At 65.0% G+C, this 20,973-nt stretch carries 17 protein-coding genes and 1 pseudogene; 5 read left to right on the plus strand and 13 right to left on the minus strand.

Features of this window, described 5'->3' with window-relative positions:
- The first annotated feature begins 151 nt into the window (after nt 1-151).
- On the plus strand, nt 152-538 hold the full coding sequence (locus AC069H_RS18895) for a hypothetical protein (RefSeq protein WP_478233184.1): 387 nt from the start codon (nt 152-154) through the stop codon (nt 536-538).
- A gap of 42 nt (nt 539-580) precedes the next feature.
- Here the strand turns inward: AC069H_RS18895 and AC069H_RS18900 are convergent, their stop codons facing one another.
- The 11 genes and pseudogenes from AC069H_RS18900 to AC069H_RS18950 form a co-directional block, all read right to left on the minus strand.
- Nucleotides 581-1,471: an IS3 family transposase gene (locus tag AC069H_RS18900; protein WP_478233185.1), complete on the minus strand. Its 891-nt coding sequence runs from the start codon at nt 1,469-1,471 to the stop codon at nt 581-583.
- The gene (locus AC069H_RS18905) at nt 1,468-1,758 is read right to left on the minus strand and encodes a transposase (RefSeq protein WP_478230853.1); all 291 of its coding nucleotides are present in this window, start codon (nt 1,756-1,758) and stop codon (nt 1,468-1,470) included. The genes AC069H_RS18900 and AC069H_RS18905 overlap by 4 nt, the downstream gene beginning before the upstream one ends.
- 266 nt (nt 1,759-2,024) lie before the next feature.
- The gene (locus AC069H_RS18910; protein ID WP_478233186.1) at nt 2,025-2,330 is read right to left on the minus strand and encodes a hypothetical protein; all 306 of its coding nucleotides are present in this window, start codon (nt 2,328-2,330) and stop codon (nt 2,025-2,027) included.
- Nucleotides 2,331-2,400: 70 nt separating this feature from the next.
- On the minus strand, nt 2,401-2,703 hold the full coding sequence (locus tag AC069H_RS18915) for a hypothetical protein (protein WP_478229915.1): 303 nt from the start codon (nt 2,701-2,703) through the stop codon (nt 2,401-2,403).
- A 104-nt stretch (nt 2,704-2,807) separates the two neighbouring features.
- Nucleotides 2,808-3,491: a polymorphic toxin-type HINT domain-containing protein gene (locus tag AC069H_RS18920; RefSeq protein ID WP_478233187.1), complete on the minus strand. Its 684-nt coding sequence runs from the start codon at nt 3,489-3,491 to the stop codon at nt 2,808-2,810.
- Between the two features lie 17 nt (nt 3,492-3,508).
- Nucleotides 3,509-3,946 (minus strand): hypothetical protein, encoded by a 438-nt coding sequence (locus AC069H_RS18925; protein ID WP_478229917.1) that lies wholly within the window; start codon nt 3,944-3,946, stop codon nt 3,509-3,511.
- Nucleotides 3,936-7,469, minus strand: a complete 3,534-nt coding sequence (locus AC069H_RS18930; protein WP_478233188.1) for a polymorphic toxin-type HINT domain-containing protein — start codon at nt 7,467-7,469, stop codon at nt 3,936-3,938. Before AC069H_RS18930 ends, AC069H_RS18925 begins: the two co-directional genes overlap by 11 nt.
- A gap of 67 nt (nt 7,470-7,536) precedes the next feature.
- On the minus strand, nt 7,537-9,570 hold the full coding sequence (locus AC069H_RS18935; RefSeq protein ID WP_478233259.1) for a hypothetical protein: 2,034 nt from the start codon (nt 9,568-9,570) through the stop codon (nt 7,537-7,539).
- A gap of 32 nt (nt 9,571-9,602) precedes the next feature.
- Nucleotides 9,603-9,842: pseudogene (locus AC069H_RS18940) on the minus strand (hypothetical protein); the annotation flags it as partial.
- Nucleotides 9,839-11,434 carry an ABC transporter substrate-binding protein gene (locus AC069H_RS18945; RefSeq protein ID WP_478233189.1) on the minus strand — a complete coding sequence of 532 codons (1,596 nt, stop codon included), beginning with the start codon at nt 11,432-11,434 and terminating at the stop codon, nt 9,839-9,841. The gene AC069H_RS18945 and the pseudogene AC069H_RS18940, both read right to left, overlap by 4 nt.
- An 899-nt stretch (nt 11,435-12,333) precedes the next feature.
- Nucleotides 12,334-12,708, minus strand: coding sequence for a hypothetical protein (locus AC069H_RS18950; RefSeq protein ID WP_478233190.1), 375 nt, complete (start codon nt 12,706-12,708; stop codon nt 12,334-12,336).
- Between the two features lie 443 nt (nt 12,709-13,151).
- Here AC069H_RS18950 and AC069H_RS18955 point away from each other — a divergent pair, with 443 nt between their 5' ends.
- Nucleotides 13,152-13,631: a class I tRNA ligase family protein gene (locus AC069H_RS18955; RefSeq protein WP_478233191.1), complete on the plus strand. Its 480-nt coding sequence runs from the start codon at nt 13,152-13,154 to the stop codon at nt 13,629-13,631.
- Between the two features lie 20 nt (nt 13,632-13,651).
- Nucleotides 13,652-13,870 carry a hypothetical protein gene (locus tag AC069H_RS18960; RefSeq protein WP_478233192.1) on the plus strand — a complete coding sequence of 73 codons (219 nt, stop codon included), beginning with the start codon at nt 13,652-13,654 and terminating at the stop codon, nt 13,868-13,870.
- A gap of 271 nt (nt 13,871-14,141) precedes the next feature.
- Here AC069H_RS18960 and AC069H_RS18965 read toward each other — a convergent pair whose 3' ends face one another.
- Nucleotides 14,142-14,762 carry an HAD family acid phosphatase gene (locus AC069H_RS18965; protein WP_478233193.1) on the minus strand — a complete coding sequence of 207 codons (621 nt, stop codon included), beginning with the start codon at nt 14,760-14,762 and terminating at the stop codon, nt 14,142-14,144.
- A gap of 416 nt (nt 14,763-15,178) precedes the next feature.
- The gene (gene asnB, locus AC069H_RS18970) at nt 15,179-16,999 is read right to left on the minus strand and encodes an asparagine synthase (glutamine-hydrolyzing) (RefSeq protein ID WP_478233194.1); all 1,821 of its coding nucleotides are present in this window, start codon (nt 16,997-16,999) and stop codon (nt 15,179-15,181) included.
- 390 nt (nt 17,000-17,389) lie between these two features.
- Here asnB and AC069H_RS18975 point away from each other — a divergent pair, with 390 nt between their 5' ends.
- Nucleotides 17,390-19,201 (plus strand): ABC transporter ATP-binding protein, encoded by a 1,812-nt coding sequence (locus AC069H_RS18975; RefSeq protein ID WP_478233195.1) that lies wholly within the window; start codon nt 17,390-17,392, stop codon nt 19,199-19,201.
- Nucleotides 19,198-20,946 (plus strand): ABC transporter ATP-binding protein, encoded by a 1,749-nt coding sequence (locus AC069H_RS18980; protein WP_478233196.1) that lies wholly within the window; start codon nt 19,198-19,200, stop codon nt 20,944-20,946. The genes AC069H_RS18975 and AC069H_RS18980 overlap by 4 nt, the downstream gene beginning before the upstream one ends.
- The last annotated feature ends 27 nt before the right edge of the window (nt 20,947-20,973 follow it).

The following is a 20,973-nucleotide window of genomic DNA, read 5'->3' on the forward strand; positions in this document are numbered from 1 at the left end:
TTTCAGGGGTGCCGTTGGTGGGCTTTGTTGGTGTGTGAGCCCGAGGTGGGGCCACCGTGAGCGGCCAGCGACGGGCGTGTCACGGCAACTGCGCAAGCCGCGGATGGACCAAGATCGGGTCGTCGGACGCGACCCCGCAAAGGCTCTATCTGTGACCGAGGACACGCCTGATCGAGATGTGTGCCGCGGCCGGCGAAGCGCTCGCGCGCGCTGCCGCCGGAGAAACACTGGACGCGTTGGTGAAAGACGCGTATGCGAAAGGCGCGGCGCTAAAGCCGAGGTCAGGACCTGGTGCGCGGCCAACGACATCGAGCTGGTCTGCACACCCACCAACGCCTCCTGGCTGAACTGGATCGAGTGCGAGTTCACCGCGATCCGCTACTTCACCCTCGACGGCAGCGACTACCCCAGCCACGCAGTCCAGGAAGCCGCCATCGCCGACTACCTCCGCCGGCGCAACCGCCACTGCCACCCCAAACGCCACTTCGCCGTAAACTCCACAATCCGCCACCCGGATTACCTAACCAACGTTGCTTGATACGGCACTAGTGAGCTTCCCCCCGTAGCGTGGAGGACTCCACTATGCTGCTTGCTGTTCGGGGTTGGTGGCGGTGTTTTCGTAGTCGATCGGGGATATCAGTCCACATCGACTGTGTCGCCGTTTCCTATTATAGAAGTCGACGATCCATTTCACAACCACAGTTTTCGCTTCCGTGCGCGTGCTAAAGTGGTGTCGCGAGAGCACCTCGTGCTCGAGCGTGGAAAAGAATGATTCCGCGGCGGCGTTGTCGAAGCACGATCCGACTCGTCCCATGGATTGCTGGATATCGATCTTCGTGCACAGCTTGGTGAAACTCGTCGCGGTGTATGTGGAGCCGCGGTCGGTGTGGAAGATGACTCCCGCGACGTCGCCACCGCGGGTGGCGACGGCCATCTTGATAGCCTGACCAGCGAGTTCGGCGTCCGGATGCGCACTGGTGGGGTAACCGGGCAATCGTCGGGAGTACAGGTCAATCACCGTCGCCAGATACAGTTTTCCCTCATCGGTGGGGATCTCGGTCATATCCCCGACCCATTTCTGGTCCGGCGCGTCCGCGGTGAAGTCACGTCGCACCAGATCCGGGAACGGAATCTTCGATTTATCCTGGCGGGTGAGGTTCTTCCGCCGTTTCTTGCCGCGCGCGATCAAGCCTTGTTCCGCCATCGACTTGGCAACCGTTTTCTCGCTCACCTCCCATCCGTCGTCGCGTAATTCGGCGTGCACCCGGGGCGAACCATAGAGACCACCCGAGGCGTCGAAGGCGGCCTTGACCGCCTCGTCCACCTCGGCGCGGCGCCGCTGGGCCACCGTGGGCTCGCGGTGGTTCCACTTGTAGAACCACGACTCCGACACCTCCAGAGCCCGGCAGGCGACCGCGTGCGGCACGTAGTGGCTGGTCCTCTGGTCGGCGATGAACGCGGCCAGGCTCACCGCGTCGCCTCCTTCACCCACAGGACCACGGATCGCTTGAGCACATCACGCTCCATCCGGAGCTCGGCGTTCTCCGCCCGCAACCGCGCCAGCTCCGCGCGCTCGTCGCCGGTCACCCCTTCGGCCTCGCCCCGCTCGACCTTGTCCTTATTGACCCAGTTCCGCAGGGTCTGCTCGACAATCCCCAGGTCACGAGCTACCTCGGGAACCGACTTCCCCGTCTCCCGCACGATCCGGACCGCTCCCTCACGGAACTCCGCATCGAACTTCCTTCGCTTCTCAGGCACAACTCATGATCCTCTAAGTCCATGCCTCCACGGTTTGGGGGGGGGAACCTCACTAGCTTGGCCTTGCCACGAAGGAAGTACGCACCCCACCCTTCTGGCACCCACCTGAAGCTGTTATAGCCGGTCGCCCTCGACAACCGCTCTTTGGTTTCCCGCGCACGCCAGAGACCATCCCGCTTGCGAATCCACGCCGACGCATACCTTGGCGAGCTCAAAGGTGCATATCCGGCCCACCTCGCGACCACGGCCTCTACCACCCAGCCGAACTATTCGCCCTCACTGACCGGGTTCACGCCGCGCCAAGCCAACCACTCTTCAAACGATTCCTTCAGACTGTCGCTAACCGCATTGGCAGGACCCGCAGCCAATCCAGCCAAAAGAGTTTCCACTGATTCACGATCTAGATGCAGGGTCAGGAAGATAGCCGGGTCGACAAGTAATGGATCAGAAGCCAACCCTACACCCTTGATGACCGAAACCACCTGCGATGCCTCACCAGCAGTCAGATCAGGTAAGTCGATACTCCAGCAGAACGGCTGCTCGACAACATGGCGATCTTCCACCTTCAACATCCAATTAGGTACGGGCGACATCACCATCGGCCGCTTTCGCGCCTGCCAAGTAAATCGTTGCGACAACCCGCTATTCGATCCGCTCCACACCAATTGTTCGGAGAACATCGGACAGCCAGACCAGACCGTAGCCAACTACTTTGGAGTCATCTTCGAGCATTTCGACGAGGTTCGCCCAAGACTCTGAGACTTGACCGACAGTGAGCTCACTCGGTTGCTCGTACACGTTGTTCAACTCATCGGGAGGAACCGACCAAAAGTAGTCATGCCCCACATTGAGAGCACTGCCCGCCTGATCGCCCACATGGCGGAGCAGCAGGTCAAAAACCTTTCGGAGCTCGTCGATGGACACCCGGAGCGGGTCTTCAAACATCAGCAGTGACCTCCGATACCGGGAACGGAACCCTTGATTCTAGCAATCTGACCATCGAATGCTTTAATTTCTTTTTCAAGATAGGAAATGCGGCCGTCAATGATTCACTGGCGAATCTCTGACGTAGGCGCATTCTTCAGGATTCCCTTGTTGTCGAAAGCGTCAGGATTAGCGCGGCAGGTGTCTAGCTTCGCTTGATGCTCTGCACTCCTAGCTTGAAGCGAACGAATCGACTTCTCTTGTTCAGGCGTTAGCCCTCCACCACCCTCGTTGTGAACGAGGACCGGAGTGTCTCCGGCGAGTACATGGTACGTGTGGTCGGTGTTGATGGTGAGGTTGTGGACACGAGCGGGCGCGTCCCAGAGCCGGGTGGCGGTGACCTGCACCGAGGTGCCGGTGCTGGTCTGCAGCCTTGAACCCGACACAAGTTCCTTCGCCGGTACCCATTTGCGCTGCTCGGGGAGCCAGAAGGGGTGACCGTCGGTGGCCACGATCGGTGCGCCACCGGTGACACTGATCTCGACCAGGCGTTTCTGACCCTGCCCGATGATCGTCGCCACAACCTTCCGGGCTGTGGTCTTACCCGTCTCCGGATCCGTCGCCTGCACCTGATCATCGAGCTTCAACTGCTCGATCGGACGACGGCTGCCATCCGCCATCACCACCAGCGTACCCGGCACGAAACTGTTACACCCGGTCGTCTTCGACAACCGCTCCTCAGCCTCGTGCACCCGCCGCAGATCCGCCTGCGCCTTATCCCGCTTCCGAATCCACGCCAGCAGAGGCATCAAATTGCATATTTGGATCAGCTGGCGGGTTCACGCAGGACGAGAATCACTCGATCAACCCAATCGCTGTCGTTGACGAACACCTCGACCCGCCGGGATCTTCCGGTTAGCTGCACGCGCAAACATGCGATGTCGTCAGAGTCATGCGCCTTGACTTCCATTGATGGCACATTCAGGACCCCTTCAAACTTCCGCACCAGCTCAGAAGCGGCGAATTCGGGGATATAGTCATGATAAATATCCACGCGAACCGGACCGTCGACATCAGCCTGCACTGCCACATAGAGCGAATCATCATCTAGGTGAAACGGCTCATTGGCGGCATCCCAGGAATCATGACCAGCTCGACTGGACACGTCCTCGAATACCAGCAACCCATGCTGGAAGAACGTGATGAACCCACCTCCATAGATCTCGGCGTCCAGGTTGTCGAGTTCAGTTTCCTCAGAAGTCATAACGATCGTCTCCCAACTGACGTACGATCCCGCCCTGCTGTCTCATGCAGGTCACGCACTGAGGATAGGCCGTGTGCTGCGTCCCCTTCGGCACGGCCTGCGTGGGCGGTTGGTGATCACGTACCCAGTTACCCTTCTTTGTGCCCGGCGTACTCGCGCCACAAGTGTGACATCCGTTTCGGTTGCCGGCCTCATTGACCAGGTTTTGCACACCGGGTCCGTTGATATTGCCGTTCTCCAGAGCCACGCCCTCCTTGGCGTAGGGACCGGGCCCCATAGTCAGACGGCACACGTCGGCTTCATTGGCGTTGTGGACGAACAGCGCAGCGCCCCCTGCTGCGACGTAGTACGTGTGGTCGGTGTCGATGGTGAGGTTGTGGACACGAGCGGGCGCGTCCCAGAGCCGGGTGGCGGTGACCTGCACCGAGGTGCCGGTGCTGGTCTGCAGCCTTGAACCCGACACAAGTTCCTTCGCCGGTACCCATTTGCGCTGCTCGGGGAGCCAGAAGGGGTGACCGTCGGTGGCCACGATCGGTGCGCCACCGGCGACGCTGATCTCGACCAGGCGTTTCTGACCCTGCCCGATGATCGTCGCCACAACCTTCCGGGCTGTGGTCTTACCCGTCTCCGGATCCGTCGCCTGCACCTGATCATCGAGCTTCAACTGCTCGATCGGACGACGACTGCCGTCCGCCATCACCACCAGAGTGCCCGGCACGAAGCTGTTGCACGTCGTCTTCGACAACCGCTCCTCGGCCTCTTGCACCCGCCGCAAGTCCGCCTGGGCCTTGTCTCGCTTCCGGATCCACGCCAAGGTGTCCTGGAACGCGTTGACGATCTTGTCGACGATCTTCCCGCCCTTGAGGATCTTCCCCCACGGCAGCGCGGTCAGAACTTCCAGACCGCACTGCAACAGACTGAAATCCTTGATGCAGTGGTCGACGATCCCCTTGACACCCACGATTTCCTGCAGGATGTCGCCACCCGCCTGGATCGCGATATCCATCCAGCCCCGCTTGTCCGCGGCGGCCTTCTTCGCCTCCTCGTACTCCGCCTGACTCAACCCGGCGTCTTTGACCGCTTGTTCCTTCTGGCTTCCGCCGCCGCCACCGCTGTTCAGCATCATCGACCAAGGCGAGTCGATCCAGACCCGGTAGACGAAGGTCTGCACCACCCAGTAGACGAACGAGACCAGCATCAACATGGGGAAGAAAAGGCCGAGGAAGAACATCTTCCAGGCGAACCCGATATGCGCGGTCTGTTTGGCGACCTTGACGGTCTTCCAGTAGAGGCCGCTCGGGTCGGAGTTGGTCGCCGGCGCGTTGTTGGCGTAGGCGTAGCCGTTCATCTGCTGTGGATCGTCGGTGTCGAGCACCGGGTCCGGGGAGATGAACCGGCCGGTCTCGGGGTCGTACTGGCGTGCGCCGAGGTTGGTGAGCCCGGATTCGTCCTTCGCCCCGCCGACGAAGCCCTTGTCGTCCGGCCAGGTCTTCGGTTCCTCACCACGCGGATTGCCGAAGGCGTCCTGCCGCCGCTGACTGACCGCGAGAGTGCTCGCATTGACGCTCATGGCCGCGGTGCCCTGATGGTCCCCGAGCAGCCAGGACAACCCGCCGCCCGCACCGGAGGTCCTGACCGCGACGGCGGAGCCGCCGTGGTCGTAGTACCGGCGACCGGTCAATTCCTGGGTGGCGGGTTTGAGCACCAGCTCCATCCCGTCGAGATAGAGCGTGGTGCTTCCTGGCTCGCGTTTGATCAACCGCCCGCCGTCGGCGTCGTAAAGGTAGGTCGACGTACGGCCGTCCGCCTCGGTGACCTTCTCTGTGCGGCCGAGCGGGTCCCAGTCGAGTTTCTGGGTCGACCCGGAGATGTTCCGGGTCGTCATGTTGCCGGTCGTGTCGTAGCCGAACTCGTCCTTCGACGTCCCCTGAGGGCCGGTTTGCGTCACCGATCGCAGGGTGTGGGGCTGAGTTCCGTTCTGGCCGCCGTAGGCATACGTACGGGTGACGTCGCCATCGAGCCGGTGGTCGACGTCGGAAGTCCGGTTACCCGCTTTGTCGTAGGCATACTCGTGCCAGTACGGCGCGGCACCACCCATGGCGGCGAGCGATGGCTGGACGGCGCAGTCCCCGCTCTTCGGAGTGAAGGCACTGGTCATGCGCTTGAGATAGTCGTAGGCGTAACACTGGGTATCGCCTACGGCCCCGGGCGGGGTGTCGGCGATCTTGGTGACGTTGCCCGAAGGGTCGTAGCCGTAGCTCCGCTTGGCGAGGTAGGTGCCGCCTTCGAGGTTGCGCTGGACGTCGACACCGGCGAGCCGCCGGGTGCCTTCCTCGTAGAACATCGAGGTGTAGACCGTCTTGGCGCCGGAGCCCATGGTGAGCCGCAGCGTCTCGCCGTACTTGGAGTAGAGGTGCTCCGGCACATAGGTGTCGATGCCGAAGGTCTCGGTCGGAAGCCCCAGTTCGTTGTACCGGTGGTTGATGATCTCCGCGTCGAGTCCGCCTGCCGCGGGCTGGGTCTGAGTCGCGACCCGCCCGGTGTTCGGCTCGTAGGAAGTCCTGAAGGTGTAGGTACCGGTGAGTTTTCCTTCGCCTTCCGGGATGACGACCTTGGTCATCGTCGGCCGGTTCGCCGAGTCGTACGCGCCGACCTGCTTGGTGTAGCCCTTGCCGTCGATCCACCTGGTCGACGAGTCGACGAGCCCCCTCTTCAGGCCGTCGTAGCTCCATGTCGCCGTCTTGACCTCTGCTTGGCCCGGTGCCCGTGTCTCATAGCTCGCGACCTTGCGGCCGAGCAGGTCGTACTCGGAGCGGGTCACCGCACCGCGTGAATCGGTGACGGTTTCCAGCTGGTCGAGTGCGGTGTAGGTGTAGCGGGTCGTCCCGCGGTCCGGATCGTGGTCGGCGACCCGACGGCCGAGCTGGTCATGCTCGTAGCTCCACTGAGCGCCGTCCGGGCCGGTGACCGACGTCGTCAGGCCACGAACGTCATGGACGTACTTGGTGGAGTCGTAATCGCTGGTCGCCTGCCGCCCGTGATGCTGGCGCTTTTCGACCGCGCGGCCGTGCACGTCGCGGATCACCGTCGTCGTGGTACCGCCCTCGGGCGGAATGACCGTGACTCGATCGGCTTCGTACGACGACGAGGTCTGCCACTGCTTGACACCGAGTTTGTGGTAGGCCACCTCGGTTTCGCGCTGGAGCGCGTCGAACACGGTGCGCGTCTGGTTCGGCACCGCGTTGTCGAGTACGCCGAGGAGAGCTTTCTCGGGCTCCTTCTCGTTGTAGTAGGCGCCATTGACCTTGTGCTTGAGACCGCGGGAATCGTAGAACCAGTCGGTCAGGACGCGGCCGCCGGCGACCGCCGGCAACTGGGCTTGCCGCTCGCGCAGCAGTCCGTCGTAGAGCGTGTACGACGTCGTGTACTTGCCGTCCTCCCGGAGAACTCGGGTGGTGACGACGGTCGGCCCGTCGGTCCGGTATTCGTAGGCGAACTCGCTGCTCGGCGTGCGGCCGTCCACTTTGGACCGTCCCGGGGCCCAGGTCCGGATGACGCGACCGAGCGGGTCGTAGTCGATGTCGGCTCGCTCACCGCTGATGCCGACGTCGGTCGTGGTGAGAGCCCACGCTGGGTCCTATGGTGGTGACCGAGGTGAAGCCGAGCGGATCCTTTTTGGTCACTGTCCTGACCCCGAATTCGGGACCGGGGCTGTAGGTCGTGGTGACCTTGTGGCCCTGAGCGTTCACCACCTCGGCCGGGCGGCCCAGCGCGTCATAGGTGGTGCCCTGGGTCAGCTGCCAGCCCGTGCCGGTCCACCTTTCGGTGGCGGTCAGGTTGCCCTTTGCCGGAATCGCCTCGAACGCCTGGCCGTCGTAACTCGAGCGGACGTGGGCGACGACGTCCTTGGGCGCGCCCTCTCCTGCCGAGCAGGGCAGGGCGACGGTGCGAACGGTCGAGGGCCTGGTCAGGATCCAGGCATCGTTGTTGGGGACATAGGTGGTTCGAGAGCAGGTTTCATCGCCGGTGACGCTGGTGTCTCCGGTATCCTCGACCTGGATGACGTTGCCGTGGTCGTCGAACGAGTTGGTCACCTTGGTGCGCCGCCACGAGCCATCACCGAGCAACGTCCGCCCGCGGACGGTGGCGATGTTGGTCATGAACGCCTTGTCTTCGCCCGCGGTCGCGGTCGGGCCGCGGAGCCATGGTTCCTTGACTGATGCCGACACGATCTTGTCGCCGTCGTAGGAAAGGCTTTCCAGGCTGAACCCGGCGAGTGCTTCGTAGTCGGTGACCTTGCTTCCCTCCGAGTCGGCGACCTCGACCGTGCGCTTCTTGCCATCCGGCAGGCGATCGCCGTCCATGCCGCGCAGGAATCGCTCGGCCGTGACGGTTTGCGTCTTTCCCGGCTCCCCGGCGATGGTGCGGACTTCACCGAAGCCACGCCATTGCGACCAGGTGCGGTGCTTCATCTCGGTGAATTCGGCGTCGTCGAAGTGCCAGGCCGCGCCACCCTGGTACTGGTACTCGGTCTTCTTCAGTTCCGAGCCGCCGGTCCGATCGTCTTCCGTCACCGCGGTGACGACGTATTTGTGGAACCAGCCGAGTACGGCTTCGTAGCCGAATTCGGGGAGCCACCAGCTGGGGAAGCACCGCATGGTGTTCTTTTCCGGGTTGGCGGGCATCGCCGAACCGGTCACACATTCGCGGTCGGAGTACTTGACCTCCGTGATGCCACCGGCTTCGTTCTGGACTCGTTCGATGCGGTAACGGGTGATCGGCGGCAGCCCGTCGTTGGCTTCCACCCGGTTCGGCATCGATCGGCCGTGGAACACCATCTCCGGCAACACGGCCGTGCCTCCGGCCAGACCGGTGTGCGTGATCCCCGCCAGCCACAACGCCGGAGACAGCCCGTCACCGGTGTCGGGGAACTGGTGCCGCAACGTCCACGCGTCCACGTCACGCCACTGCGCCGGGCCAGTGACGTCGTCGCGGCGGATCTGGGTCAGCACCTTCACCAGCCGCTTACGGCTGAAGAACGCGGGCGAGGTGCGCCCGTCGCATTTCTCGCCCGGCTTGCAGATCCGGTCGAAAGGCACATCAGGCCAGGACTTCGCGGTGTCCTTGGTCAGCTGATCGGGGTTGCACGCGAACGTGCTGGTCGGCAGACACCGTTCCGCGGTGTCGAACCACACCCGCGACGGTGCCGGGGCGAACAGCGCACCCGCCCGCAGACCGTATTCGATACGGCGGACGAAACCGGCCGCGACATAGGAGGTCTGCTTGTCCGCGGACTGGTCCCGGCCGTAGAAGTTCGTTTCACGGTCGTAGTAGTAGGTGGTCGCGTTGCCGTTGGGATCGACGACGTAGTCGAGGTTCCACCGGTACGCCTGCTGGCACCAGGAGTCACCGAAGGCGGCTTTCGCGCAGGGTTCACCCGCGTTGTTGCCGAAGACCGGAACCGTGAACGCCGAGCCGGTCTCGGGTTTGCCCTCTGTCCAGCCGGGAGCGCACCGACGCCGAGCAGCAGGCTGCGTGCGGCGTGCTCGGCGATCATCGGCCCGACCGGGATGCGAGTGACGGCACTGCGCCCGAGGTCGCCGGTGACCAGCCCACCCAACCACTCGACGTAGCGCTCCAGCACCGGGCGGTCCAGGCCCAGCTGCGCGGTCAGCGCGGCGACCTGCTGCGGGTCGGCGCGCTGACCGAGCGCCTGCTCGACCGGATTGCCCGGCAGCACCGTCACGGCCAGGAACATCGCCGTGACGACGGCGAACAGGAGCGCAATACCGACCGCCACGGTGCGCCCGACGCGGCCGGCCCACACCCGCGGTCCGGCGGGCGCCGCCGGGGCGGCAGATGTCACGGGGCCGGCTTCACCAGGGCCACCGGTCATTGCGCCAGCTCGATCGTGGCCAGCCGCGGCAGGTCCTGGAGGTACGCGACGCTGCGGATCGCCGTGACAGCGGCGTCAAGGTGCTCGCCGTAACCCCAGACGATCTCCCCGCCGCGCTCCCACAGGTACCGCTGAGCCTTGTCGAGCGCCTGCTGCCGCGCCGCGGGATCGACGGTCGTCTGCACGGCCTGCAGCAGCGGGTCGTACGCGGGGCCACCGACACCCGTGGTGTTGTACGGGTTGCCGGTACCGGTGACCATGGACATGCTCGAGGCCGCCGGCCGGTTGAACAGGTAGTAGGACTGGAACGGCGTGGCCAGCAGCGCCTTGTAGTCGGCGAAATAGGTGTCGGCCGGCACCGAGGTCAGAGTGATCGTCAGCCCGGCCTCCGCCGCCTGTTGCGCAATGAGCTTCGCGGCATCGACGGTGCCGGGAACCAGGTCGGCGACCTTGAGCTCCACGGTCGACACACCGGCGCCGGCGAGCAGCTGGCGAGCGCGCGCCACGTCGCGCGTGCGCTGCGGGATCGTCGACGCATACCCGACGAGTCCCTTGCCGACCAGGTCGTTGCCCACCTCGCCGTTACCGAACAACACGGTGTCCACGATCGCCTGCCGGTCGACGAGCAGCTTCATTGCCAGCACCACGTCGGGATTGGTGAACGGCGCCTTCGTGAGGTTCATCTCCAGTGTCATCGCGACCGCGCTGCCCACCCCGCCGCGCAGGACATGCACAGAGGGGTCGGACGCCAGCGTGGCGGCACCGGCCGGGCTGATCCCGTGTGCGAAGTCGATCTCACCGCCGAGCAGCGCGTTGAGCCGCGTGGTCGGATCGGCGATCGCGACGATCTCGACCCGCTCCAGCGCCGGCGCCTTGCCCCAATAGTCGGGATTGCGCTCCAGCGTGATCCCGCAGGCTCCGGGCTGCGTCGCGGCGAGCTTGAACGGACCGGACCCGTCCGCCGCCTTCCACTTGTCGTCGGTGGTGCCATCCGGGAAGACCAATGCGAAGCCGGTGAAAACGCCCTCGACCAGATCAGCGCGCGGTCGTCGCAGCGGGACGCGCACGGTGCGCGGGTCGACGACAGTGATCTTCGCGGCATCGATGTCGCGCAGAAGCGCAGCCAGATTGAAGCTGCGCTTCGGGTCGGAGGCCGTGGCGAGCGTGTAAGCGACGTCGGTCGCGGTGAGGGGCTTGCCGCTGTGAAAGCGCACACCGTCGCGGATCCGGATCGTGTAGACGGTGGCGTCGGCGTTCGGTTCGATCGACTCGGCCAGCACCATCTCGATCTTGTCTCCGACCAGCTGGACCAGCGGATCGTAGAGCGCCCACATCGCCATGTAGTCGACGGAGCCGGTGCTGGTCAGGATGTTCAGCGCGTCGGCGGGTGCGCTCTTCGCCCCGATCCGCAGCGTGCCCGCCTTCGCCAGACCGCCCGCGGCGGAGCCGCTGCGGCCGCCGCACGCGGCGAGCACGCCGGACGAGGCCGCCAGCGCCGCAGTCCCCACCGCTCCGCGGAGGAACGCCCGGCGCGCCACGGCGGGGGAAAAGGGGAAGCGCTGCGGATCACCGCAGCTGGGTGGAACGGACACCGGGGCTCCTCGTCATCACAGTCTTCCACCGGCCCGGTACACCCAAACAGCAAGTAAGGCCAACCGCCGTCAGCGCATACGGAGTTCCCACGAGCCGGGTCCAACCCCTCAATAATGATAATGACAATCAATACCACTCGATCGGTGGGTACCGCCACACGTGCCGGTGATCGACGGTGAAACCCAGCTACGCCACAACGGACTGACAGGTCCGATCACGAACCGCCCGATCGCCGCCCCGATGAGACAGGCCGTCAACGAGAACCGGATGACCGGCGAGGACCACGATGAGCAGACCGGTCCCAGTTCCAACGCTGGCGGAATCGGCGGCGAAGGGGACCCGCCCCCTTCGCCCCCGCGGAATTCACTCAGGCCCGCGGCTGCCGCGATCCCGGTTTCCGGGTGCCGGAATTCGGCGCGCTGGCGCAGCCGCCCACTCCTGGCTGTCCACGGCCGGATTGCTCGCCGCGTTCGCCCGGTCGAGATCGGCCCGGGTATCAGCCGTCGGTACCCCGTCGAGATATTCGCGTAGCCGAGGTTTCGAGCCAGCCAGGTAGGATCGCGAGAAAAGAGACGGAAATCATGCCGCAATCCAGGGCGCCGTCGTCGCTCGAGATCCTTCCTCGACTGCACAACCAAATCAAGTCGCTGACCGTGGTACTCACGTTGCCGACGGCGCCTCGGACGTCAGCGTTCTGCTGGAACAGCTGGCTGCCGCATGAGCCCACTCTGGCCGGTCTCCCGGTTGGTGTGAAGATCGTGATCATGGACGACGCTGACGAACCGGAACGGTCACGTGAATCCAATGCAAACTGACTACTGGTACCAGCGAACGTATCCGGTCGACGGACATGGCCGCCGACCGGATACGTTCGTTGTAAACCGATCGAATGTGGAGATCAGCTCGCATTCCCGTTGCAGGCGCTGTAGTCGGCCTCACTGCCAGGGTTCAGGATGTTCAGCGGGCCATTCCACAACCACGGCGCGACACACAGGTTGTCGCCGATGCTGACGCCGCTGTGGTGCTCGGCGGTATTTCCGTTGCAGGCACTGTAGTTGCTGCCGCTTCCCGGGTTACCGATGTTGCCAGGGCCGATCCAGTTCCACGGGAGCGCGCACACATTGTTCAGGATGCTGACACCACCGTTGTAGTGCCCGCCGTTGTCGTGGTTCGTCGCAGCCGGTGAGGCGGACGCCGTGGTGGCCGCAGCCGTCATCGCGCCAACTGCGAGTACGCCGGCGATCACAGACCTCTTCAGGATGACCTTGTTCATAAATGTTCCTATCTGCATAACTTCACGGGCATGCGGTAGCAGCGGACGGCTGCCGCCGCGGGAATGACCCGCTGACTTATGCAAGGTATTGCGGCAATGGCGATGCGCGAAAGTAAAACCGTCCGTGATCACTCGAAGGTGTCAGTTCGGTCATGCCCGGCCGAATTCCGCGCGTAGACCACAGCGCAGCTTTCCGGATATTTCGGACATCGGCCCGATACTTGACTGCCTGGCGTATTCGCTTGCCGCAATACTGCGGTGAACCGCACACGTATAAGCAAGACTATATATTTCGCCCGGCCGCGCTGACCCGTGAAAATGCTCGTTTTGTCCACTTCTGTTGCCTTGGGCGAGGTGTAGCCACAGACATAATCCTTGGCCTGGGCAAAGTGCGACCGGAGAGTCCTGGACGCAACCTCATGTGACGTCTATAGGATTTCTCCATGGCTACGGGTTTGTCGGCGCAGAGCGCTCAGGCTCCGGACAAGGTCGGGATAGACGACCTTGAGGAGAAGTGGGCGCCGGTATGGGAGAGCAACGGCACGTTCCGGTTCGATCGCAGCAAACACCCGGCCGACGTCTACTCTATTGACACCCCTCTGCCGACCGTGAGCGGGTCCCTGCACATCGGGCACGTTTTCTCCTATACCCACACTGACATCATCGCCCGGTACAAGCGCATGCGCGGGCTTGAGGTGTTCTACCCGATGGACTGGGACGATAACGGCCTGCCCACGGAACGCCGGGTGCAGAACTATTTCGGTGTCACGTGCGACCCCGCGCTTCCGTATGATCCTGACTTCCAGCCTCCAGAGAAGCCGGGCAAAGAGGTCATATCGTGTTCCCGGCAGAACTTCATCGAACTCTGCGAACGTCTTACTGAGACGGACGAAAGGTCTTCGAAGAACTGTGGCGACGCCTAGGCCTCTCCGTCGATTGGGGAATGACCTACCAGACCATCGACCGAAATGCCCGGATAATCTCTCAGCGTGCCTTTCTGCACAATCTGTCCAGGGATGAGGCATATCAGGCTGAAGCCCCGACCTTGTGGGACGTCACGTTCCGTACCGCTGTCGCGCAGGCGGAGCTGGTAGACCGGGAGCGGCCTGCGCGGGTCGCCGGCGAGCAACCCTTGACAACCGAGGTCGTGGTCGCGGGGTGAAGCAGCCTCGGGCATGCCTGGCCAAGGCTCTCCGGCTTTGGCCAGGCACGCCGAAGGCGCGATGGCCTTACGGTTTGACGTGTTTCGCGCTCCAAGTACCGGCAGCGCGACGGAACTTCCGGGTGATGTAGTCACCGGAGCGCGTGGGTGAGATCAGGTGCACGGCCGGTTGATCAGCCGAATGTTCCCGATGTACCGAGCGAGGTACCCGCGAGCACCTTTACGAACCCGCCACCTTCGCCTTACCCATCACTAATCCGAACGATGACCGTCAGGACAGCTGGTCGTGGTAGTCCGGAAGCTGGTAGCCCTGGAGATAGTTGCCGCCCGCCATGTCGTGCGCCCGGTTACCGATATTCGCCAGAATCACGTAGCCCTCGTCGGTGAATAGCTGGCGGCACCGCTGTTTGGTGGCACCTTGCCCCTCATCACCGGCCTTAGCCGTACACAGACCGTCGACCCGGTACCCTGCGTCGGTGAGCTGTTTGGTGCTGTAAGAAACAGAGGACTCGCTTCGGGCTGTCGCGAAGAGCACGGCAACCCCGTGTTCAGCCGCCCATTGAGTGACTTCGAGGACCGGCTTGTTCGGCTGTCCCGGGTGATAGTGCGTCTCCAGGGACGTGTTGTCGATGTCGAGCACGATCGCCGGCTTGTCACCGCCTTCGGCGAGATGACTTCGCAACCACGGGATCGCCGGGTCCATCACCTTCGTCACGTCCGCCTGCCATTGCGCGTAAGTAGGCAAGCCGGCTGGAGCAGCCTGGGCGGCCGCGGCACCTGAACAGACAGCCGTCGCGATCACAGCGGCGAGGACTCCGGCTCGGGCAGAACCAACAAACGTCAAAGTAATCTCCTCACACAAGCAATAGGGCCAATTCGGACTATTGCCCATCTTTTACCGATTGATTACCAATACACCAGCAAATCACCACACCCGCTACGGCTCCTACACCGTGCGGCCGGATGATAGTCAACCTAGAATTCGACATGAATGTCACCATTGCAAGCATAGTGACATTGCTCACCGTCATTCACTTCTTCTCTCACGATTAGCGAGGGTTCGAGGTTACGAAATCGGACAATGAGTTCTCAATCAGTTCATTACGTCCTATCTAGCGAGGCTGCTCCGACCACTCGTCCCCTGCGCCCGACCAGGGCCGAAGGCGTCCTTCGTCGCTTCAGACCCGGCAAAGGGAGCCTTCACCCCACTTCCATGTCAAAGCTCGACGGTCCCCCGCGCTGCGACCCCATCTCCCCGGATCACCGGTCGAGCACGGACGACGCCCGATCGGGGGCCCGCGTCGTGCCCTATACGTCCACGGTCACGTTGTGGATCCGCAGCCATTCGGCCGTCTGGAGCCAGAAGGAGATCGTGTCGACCTGCCGCCAAACACCCACCGCGGGCTGCGTCCGCTCAAGGAGCTCGGTTGTCGCCACGCGGTCGAGCAGGGGCGCGAGGCGGGAGCCGGGATCGGCCAGCTCGTCCCTTAGCTGCCCACGCAGGAGCCGTTCATAGCCGGGATGCGGGTCGACCGGGAACGACGTCTTCTTCCGCTTCAGCACGGCTTCAGGCAACAGGTCGGTGACCGCGTCGATGAGCAGTCCCTTGGCCCGGCCGCCCGTGCTCTTCATCGCCCAAGGCGTGTTCCACAGGTATTCGACCAGCCGGTGATCGCAGAACGGGACACGCACTTCGAGCCCGGCGCGCATGCTCATCCGGTCCGTGAAGTTCAGCAGCACGCCGAGCCACCGGGTGAGGTTGAGGTGGAACATCCGGCGGATCGACGCATCCGCCGCGGATTCGCCTTCGATCTCCGGGATCTCGGCGAGCGCGTCGGCATAGCGGTCGGCGACGTATTCACGCATGCGCAACCGCGCCCGTAATTCCGGAGCCAGCACGGACTCGATCGCCGGGACGTTGCCGGTCCACGGGAACGTGGGCGCGTTCAGCCCGCCTGCCGGGGTGAACCACGGATACCCGCCGAACGACTCGTCCGCGGACTCACCGGAGAGCGCGACCGTGACGTGCTGCTTCAGCTCGCGGAACATCAAGTATTGCGCCGCGTTGATGTCGCCGAAGCCGGGCAGGTCGCGTGCCTGCAGGGCCTCCGAGCGTGCTCGGATCACGTCCTCCGGCGTGAGCACGACCTCCAGATGCTTGGAGCCGACGTGCGCGGAGACCTGCCTGGCGTACTCGGCGTCCCGTTCGGGCCGGACCGTGTCCGGCCGGAAGTACTCGTCCGCGCCCTGGAAATCGACCGAGCAGGTGATCAGCGTGCCGGTGCGGTGCGGTGCTCCGGCGGCCAGCGCCGTGACCGCGCTGGAGTCGAGCCCGCCGGAGAGCAGCGTGCCGACCTCGACGTCCGCCACCAACTGCTGGGCGACCGCGTCGCCGAGCAGTGTCCGTACTTTGTGGACAGTGGTGGGAAGGTCGTCTTCGTGCGGCCTGCTTTCCAGCCGCCAGTAAGGAATCTCGACACAGCCCGCCCTGGTCGCCAGGACTTGGTGTCCCGCGCGCACGGCGTGGACGTTTTCGAACACGCCCGCGCCCGGCGTGTGCGTGAAGCAGAACATCTCGGCAAGGCCCTCTGCCCGCACGCGGGGCTGGACGAACGGATGCGCCAGCAGCGTCTTCAACTCGGAGCCGAACACCACACCACTGTCGTAGGGCAGGTAGAAGAGCGGTTTCACCCCCAGCCGGTCCCGCGCGAGAAGCAGGCTCTGCAACTCAGGGTCCCAGATACCGAAGGCGAACATGCCGGTGAACCGCTCCACACACCGCGTACCCCATTCCAGGTAGGCCCGCAGCAACACCTCCGTGTCGGACCGGGTACGGAACCCGTGCCCCCGGTCCGTCAGTTCCGCCCGCAGTTCGCGGAAGTTGTAGATCTCGCCGCTGAAGGTGACCACGGACGGCTCCTCCCCGTCCCGGCTCGCGAGCATGGGCTGCGCCCCGCCCACCAGATCGACGACCGCGAGCCGCCGGTGCCCGAAGGCCGCCCGCTCGGACAACCAGATGCCGGCACTGTCCGGGCCTCGCGGTAAGAGCGTCTCGGTCATGGCGTCCAGCACCCGGTGCTCGGTGCCGAGGTCGCGTTGCCAGTCGACCCATCCGGCGATGCCGCACATGACACTCACTCCCTGCCGTTGTCGAGGCCGCACCGTCGTGACGGTCAGCGGGAATCCGCACCCGAGCGTGGCAGCTCAAGTCGGCTTGAGATCAACATGCAGACCCCGAACGAGTGAAGATCACTCGAGGTCGACCTTGACCTCAAGTCGACTTGAGCTGCCAAGCTGGCCTTAATGAAAAGCGTTTGCGAAAACAGGGGTAAGCGGCGCGGGGTCGTGCTGCCCGCTTCGCTTGACCTGGTGCAGGAAGACCGGCTTCTCATCCCCTTTCGTCGCGCGGGTGGTGATGGTGCTCGCCCCTCTGTTCCCGCTCGCGCTCGGGGTATTGCCCGGTGCGCCCACCCCAATCCGGCTCCTCACACCACCATCGCCGCCTGATCGAAGGAAATCGTGACCACAGTCGAAAAAGCCTTGCCCACTCCGACGTCGAACCCGCCATCGCGATCACCCTCGCCACCGCGACCGGCCACGACCGGGGCCGCGGCACGTCTGCTGCGCCCGGTCCGCGGGCGCCTGATCACCGCGGCCACGCTGGCCGCGCTCGGCGCGGTGGCCGGTTTGCTCCCTTATGTCGCCGCCGCCGAGATCGCCCGCGCCGTGCTCACCACGACCGACCCCGCGGCCGCGGTCTGGACGTGGACCGCCGTCGGCGCGGCAGGCGCTGTCGTACGGCTGATCGCGTCCGGGTTCGGCAGCGATCTCGGCCACTACGCCGACGCCGAGCTCCAGCACGACCTGCGTACCCGGCTCGTCAGCCATCTCGGGCGGCTCCCGCTCGGCTGGTTCCGTGACGCCGGTGCCAGTCAGGTCAAGAAGGCGCTGACCGACGACATCGAAGAGATGCACCACCTCATCGCCCACGCACTGGGCGAACTGGTCGCGGCCGCGACCGCGGTCGTCTGCGGTTTCGCCTACCTCGTCGCCGTCGACTGGCGAATGGCCCTGATCACCCTTTCGGTCCCGGCCTTGATGGTGGTCGGCTACCGGCTGTCGATGCGATCCCTGCCTCACCACGTCCGGCGTCTGATGGCGGCCGAGCGCCGTATCGGCGCGGCCACCGTCGAATACGCCGACGGAATCTCGGTGGTGAAGACGTTCGGTGCCGACGGTGGCATCATGCGCCGCTTCTCCGAAGCCGTCGACGAGCACACCGAGGCGATGCGGGTCTGGGTGTCCGAAAGCAAGCGCAGCTCGGCCATGACCCGCGTCATGATGTCCGAAGTGACCGTGCTGACGGTCGTGCTCGCCGCCGGATCGGCGTTCGTCTCGGCCGGCTCGCTCACGGTGCCGGAACTGTTGCCGTTCTTGGTCGTCGGCGCCGGACTGCCCACTCCGATCCTGCCGGTGGTCCAGAGCACGCAGACCCTGCGCAAGGCGCGGATGGCCGCCGGGCACCTCGAGGAGCTGCTCGCGAGGCCGGCGCTGCCGGAGCCCGAGCGGCCGAAGGTCCCTGACGGCACCCTGCTCGAACTCGAAGACGTCCGGTTCTCCTACGACGACGACCGGATGGCGCTCGACGGGATCACCGCGACCTGCCCGCCGGGCACGATGACCGCGATCGTCGGCCCGTCCGGTTCCGGCAAGAGCACGCTCGCGATGCTGCTCCCCCGCTTCCATGACGTGACAGCGGGGTCGATCCGGCTGGGCGGGGTGGACGTCAGGGACATCGAGCAGCGAGAACTGCTTTCGCGGTTCGCGCTCGTGTTCCAGGACGCCATCCTGCTGCGTGACACCGTCCTGGAGAACATCCGAATCGGCAGGCCCGGCGCCTCCGACGACGAAGTCCGGGAAGCAGCAAGAGAAGCGCAAATCCACGACGTGATCGAGGGCCTGCCGGAGGGATACGACACGGTCCTCGGTGACGGGACCGCGGGCCTGTCGGGCGGCGAGCGGCAACGGCTCGCGCTCGCTCGCGCGATTCTCGGCGACGCCCCGATCGTGGTACTCGACGAGGCCACCGCCGCGGTCGACCCGGACAACGAGACCGCGATCCAGGAAGCCGTCACCCGGCTGACCGCCGGGCGGACGCTCATCGTCATCGCGCACCGGCTCCGGACCATCGTCGACGCCGACCGGATTCTCGTGCTGGACGACGGCCGGATCGCGGAATCCGGCACACATCGGGCCCTGCTGGCCGCAGACGGGCGTTACGCCCGGATGTGGCGGGCCCAGCACCTGACCGGAACGGAGGAACGCCCGTGATCCGCCGGCTGCTGGCACTGTGGCCGCAACCAGGCCTGCTCGTGAAACTGGGCGCGCTGCACGTCGTGCTCTCCGTGCTGCAGGGTCTGCTGTTCATCCTGCTCATCCCGATCCTCCACGCTCTGCTCGCCGATCCGGTCGACTTCGCCGCGGCCACGCCTTGGCTGGTCCTCGGCGCGGCTGGCGTCCTCCTGCACTGGATCCTCACCGTCATCGCCACCCCGGTCGGATTCGCCGCGAGTATGCGGCTTTCGGCGACATTGCGGCGACGGCTCATGGCCCACGCGACGACACTGCCGCTGGGCTGGTTCGATGCGGTCACCAAGGCTCGGCTCGGCCGGACGGTCACCGCCGCCACCGGCGACCTCTCCCGGCTGATCGCGCAGCTCGGCCCGCAGGTCGTCCAGGCGACCGTGGTGCCGCTGACCCTGGTGACCGCGATCTTCGTCCTCGACTGGCGGCTCGGCCTGCTGTTGCTGGCCACCACGCCGGTCGCGGTGTTCGTGCTGCGCCGGTCCGGGCGGATCGCCGCCGAGATCAACGAAGAACTCGACGAGGCGACGACCGAGGTGGCAGGACGCGCACTGGAGCTGGGGCAGGCGCAGCCCGTGCTTCGCGCCGCCGGGCACGGCGATACGGGCGGGCGGCGGCTGCAGGACTCGCTCGAAGAGCACCGGCTGCGCTACCGGCGCGGGCTGCGCCGGGCACTGGTTCCCGGACTGGGTTATGCCGGCGTCGTCCTCGTCGCTTTCGTCGCGATGCTCGTGCTGGCCACTGCTCTCCTGTTGGGCGGTGATCTCTCGGTACCGGACGCGGTGGCCCTGCTGGTGCTGGCGGTCCGGTACCTGGAACCGCTGGGTGCGCTGAGCGGGCTCGTCGGCGGACTGCGGTCGATGGAGAACGCGCTCGGCCAGGTCGAAGCGGTGCTCCGAACGGCACCGTTGCCCGCGGCCGCGAACCCCGTACAGCGTCTTGCCGGAACCGACATCGAATTCGATGGCGTCACGTTTTCCTACGGTGGCGCGGCGCCGGCCCTGCGTTCCGTGTCGTTCCGGTGTCCAGCGGGGACCACGACGGCGCTCGTCGGCCCGTCCGGGTCCGGTAAGACCACGGTCACCCGGCTGGTCGCGCGGTTCGCCGACGTGACCGCGGGGACCGTCCGAATCGGCGGCACCGACGTCCGTGAACTGGACAACGACACGCTGATGCGCTCGGTGGCGATCGTCTTCCAGGACGTCTACCTCTTCGACGGCACGATCGAGGAGAACGTCCGGCTGGCCCGGCCTGAGGCGACCGAGGCGGAATTCGCCGAGGCGGCGCGGGCGGCGCGGCTCGACGAGGTCGTAGCCCGGCTGCCCGACGGCTGGCGGACACGGGTCGGTGAAGGCGGCGCTCAGCTGTCAGGCGGCGAACGGCAGCGAGTCTCGATCGCCCGCGCGTTCGTCAAACAGGCGCGGATCGTCCTGCTGGACGAGGTCAGCTCGGCACTCGATCCGGAGAACGAGAGCATGGTCCAAGCGGCGATCGCCGACCTGTGCGCGGATCCGGACCGCACGGTGATCGTGATCGCGCACCGTCCGGGCACGCTGGCCGGCGCGGACAACGTCGTCGCTCTCGAAGCCGGCGAGGTCGCCGAACTCGGCACGCCGGCCGAACTGCTGCGAACCGACGGGATGTTCGCCCGGATCTGGACCCAGAACGATCGCGCGTCCGGCTGGCACCTCACCGCGGGCGGCAGGATGTAAGCCCTTTCGTGGACCTCCGGTGGATTC

It is taken from the genome of Amycolatopsis sp. NPDC043887 (genome assembly GCF_056435665.1).

What these genes read in the sequence shown, in the direction of transcription:
- AC069H_RS18910 (WP_478233186.1), bottom strand. Translation starts at nt 2,330, where the DNA reads ATGTTGAAGGTGGAAGATCGCCATGTTGTCGAGCAGCCGTTCTGCTGG.
- AC069H_RS18915 (WP_478229915.1), bottom strand. Translation starts at nt 2,703, where the DNA reads ATGTTTGAAGACCCGCTCCGGGTGTCCATCGACGAGCTCCGAAAGGTT.
- AC069H_RS18920 (WP_478233187.1), bottom strand. Translation starts at nt 3,491, where the DNA reads ATGCCTCTGCTGGCGTGGATTCGGAAGCGGGATAAGGCGCAGGCGGAT.
- AC069H_RS18925 (WP_478229917.1), bottom strand. Translation starts at nt 3,946, where the DNA reads ATGACTTCTGAGGAAACTGAACTCGACAACCTGGACGCCGAGATCTAT.
- AC069H_RS18950 (WP_478233190.1), bottom strand. Translation starts at nt 12,708, where the DNA reads ATGAACAAGGTCATCCTGAAGAGGTCTGTGATCGCCGGCGTACTCGCA.
- AC069H_RS18955 (WP_478233191.1), top strand. Translation starts at nt 13,152, where the DNA reads ATGGCTACGGGTTTGTCGGCGCAGAGCGCTCAGGCTCCGGACAAGGTC.
- AC069H_RS18960 (WP_478233192.1), top strand. Translation starts at nt 13,652, where the DNA reads ATGACCTACCAGACCATCGACCGAAATGCCCGGATAATCTCTCAGCGT.
- AC069H_RS18965 (WP_478233193.1), bottom strand. Translation starts at nt 14,762, where the DNA reads ATGGGCAATAGTCCGAATTGGCCCTATTGCTTGTGTGAGGAGATTACT.
- asnB (WP_478233194.1), bottom strand. Translation starts at nt 16,999, where the DNA reads ATGTGCGGCATCGCCGGATGGGTCGACTGGCAACGCGACCTCGGCACC.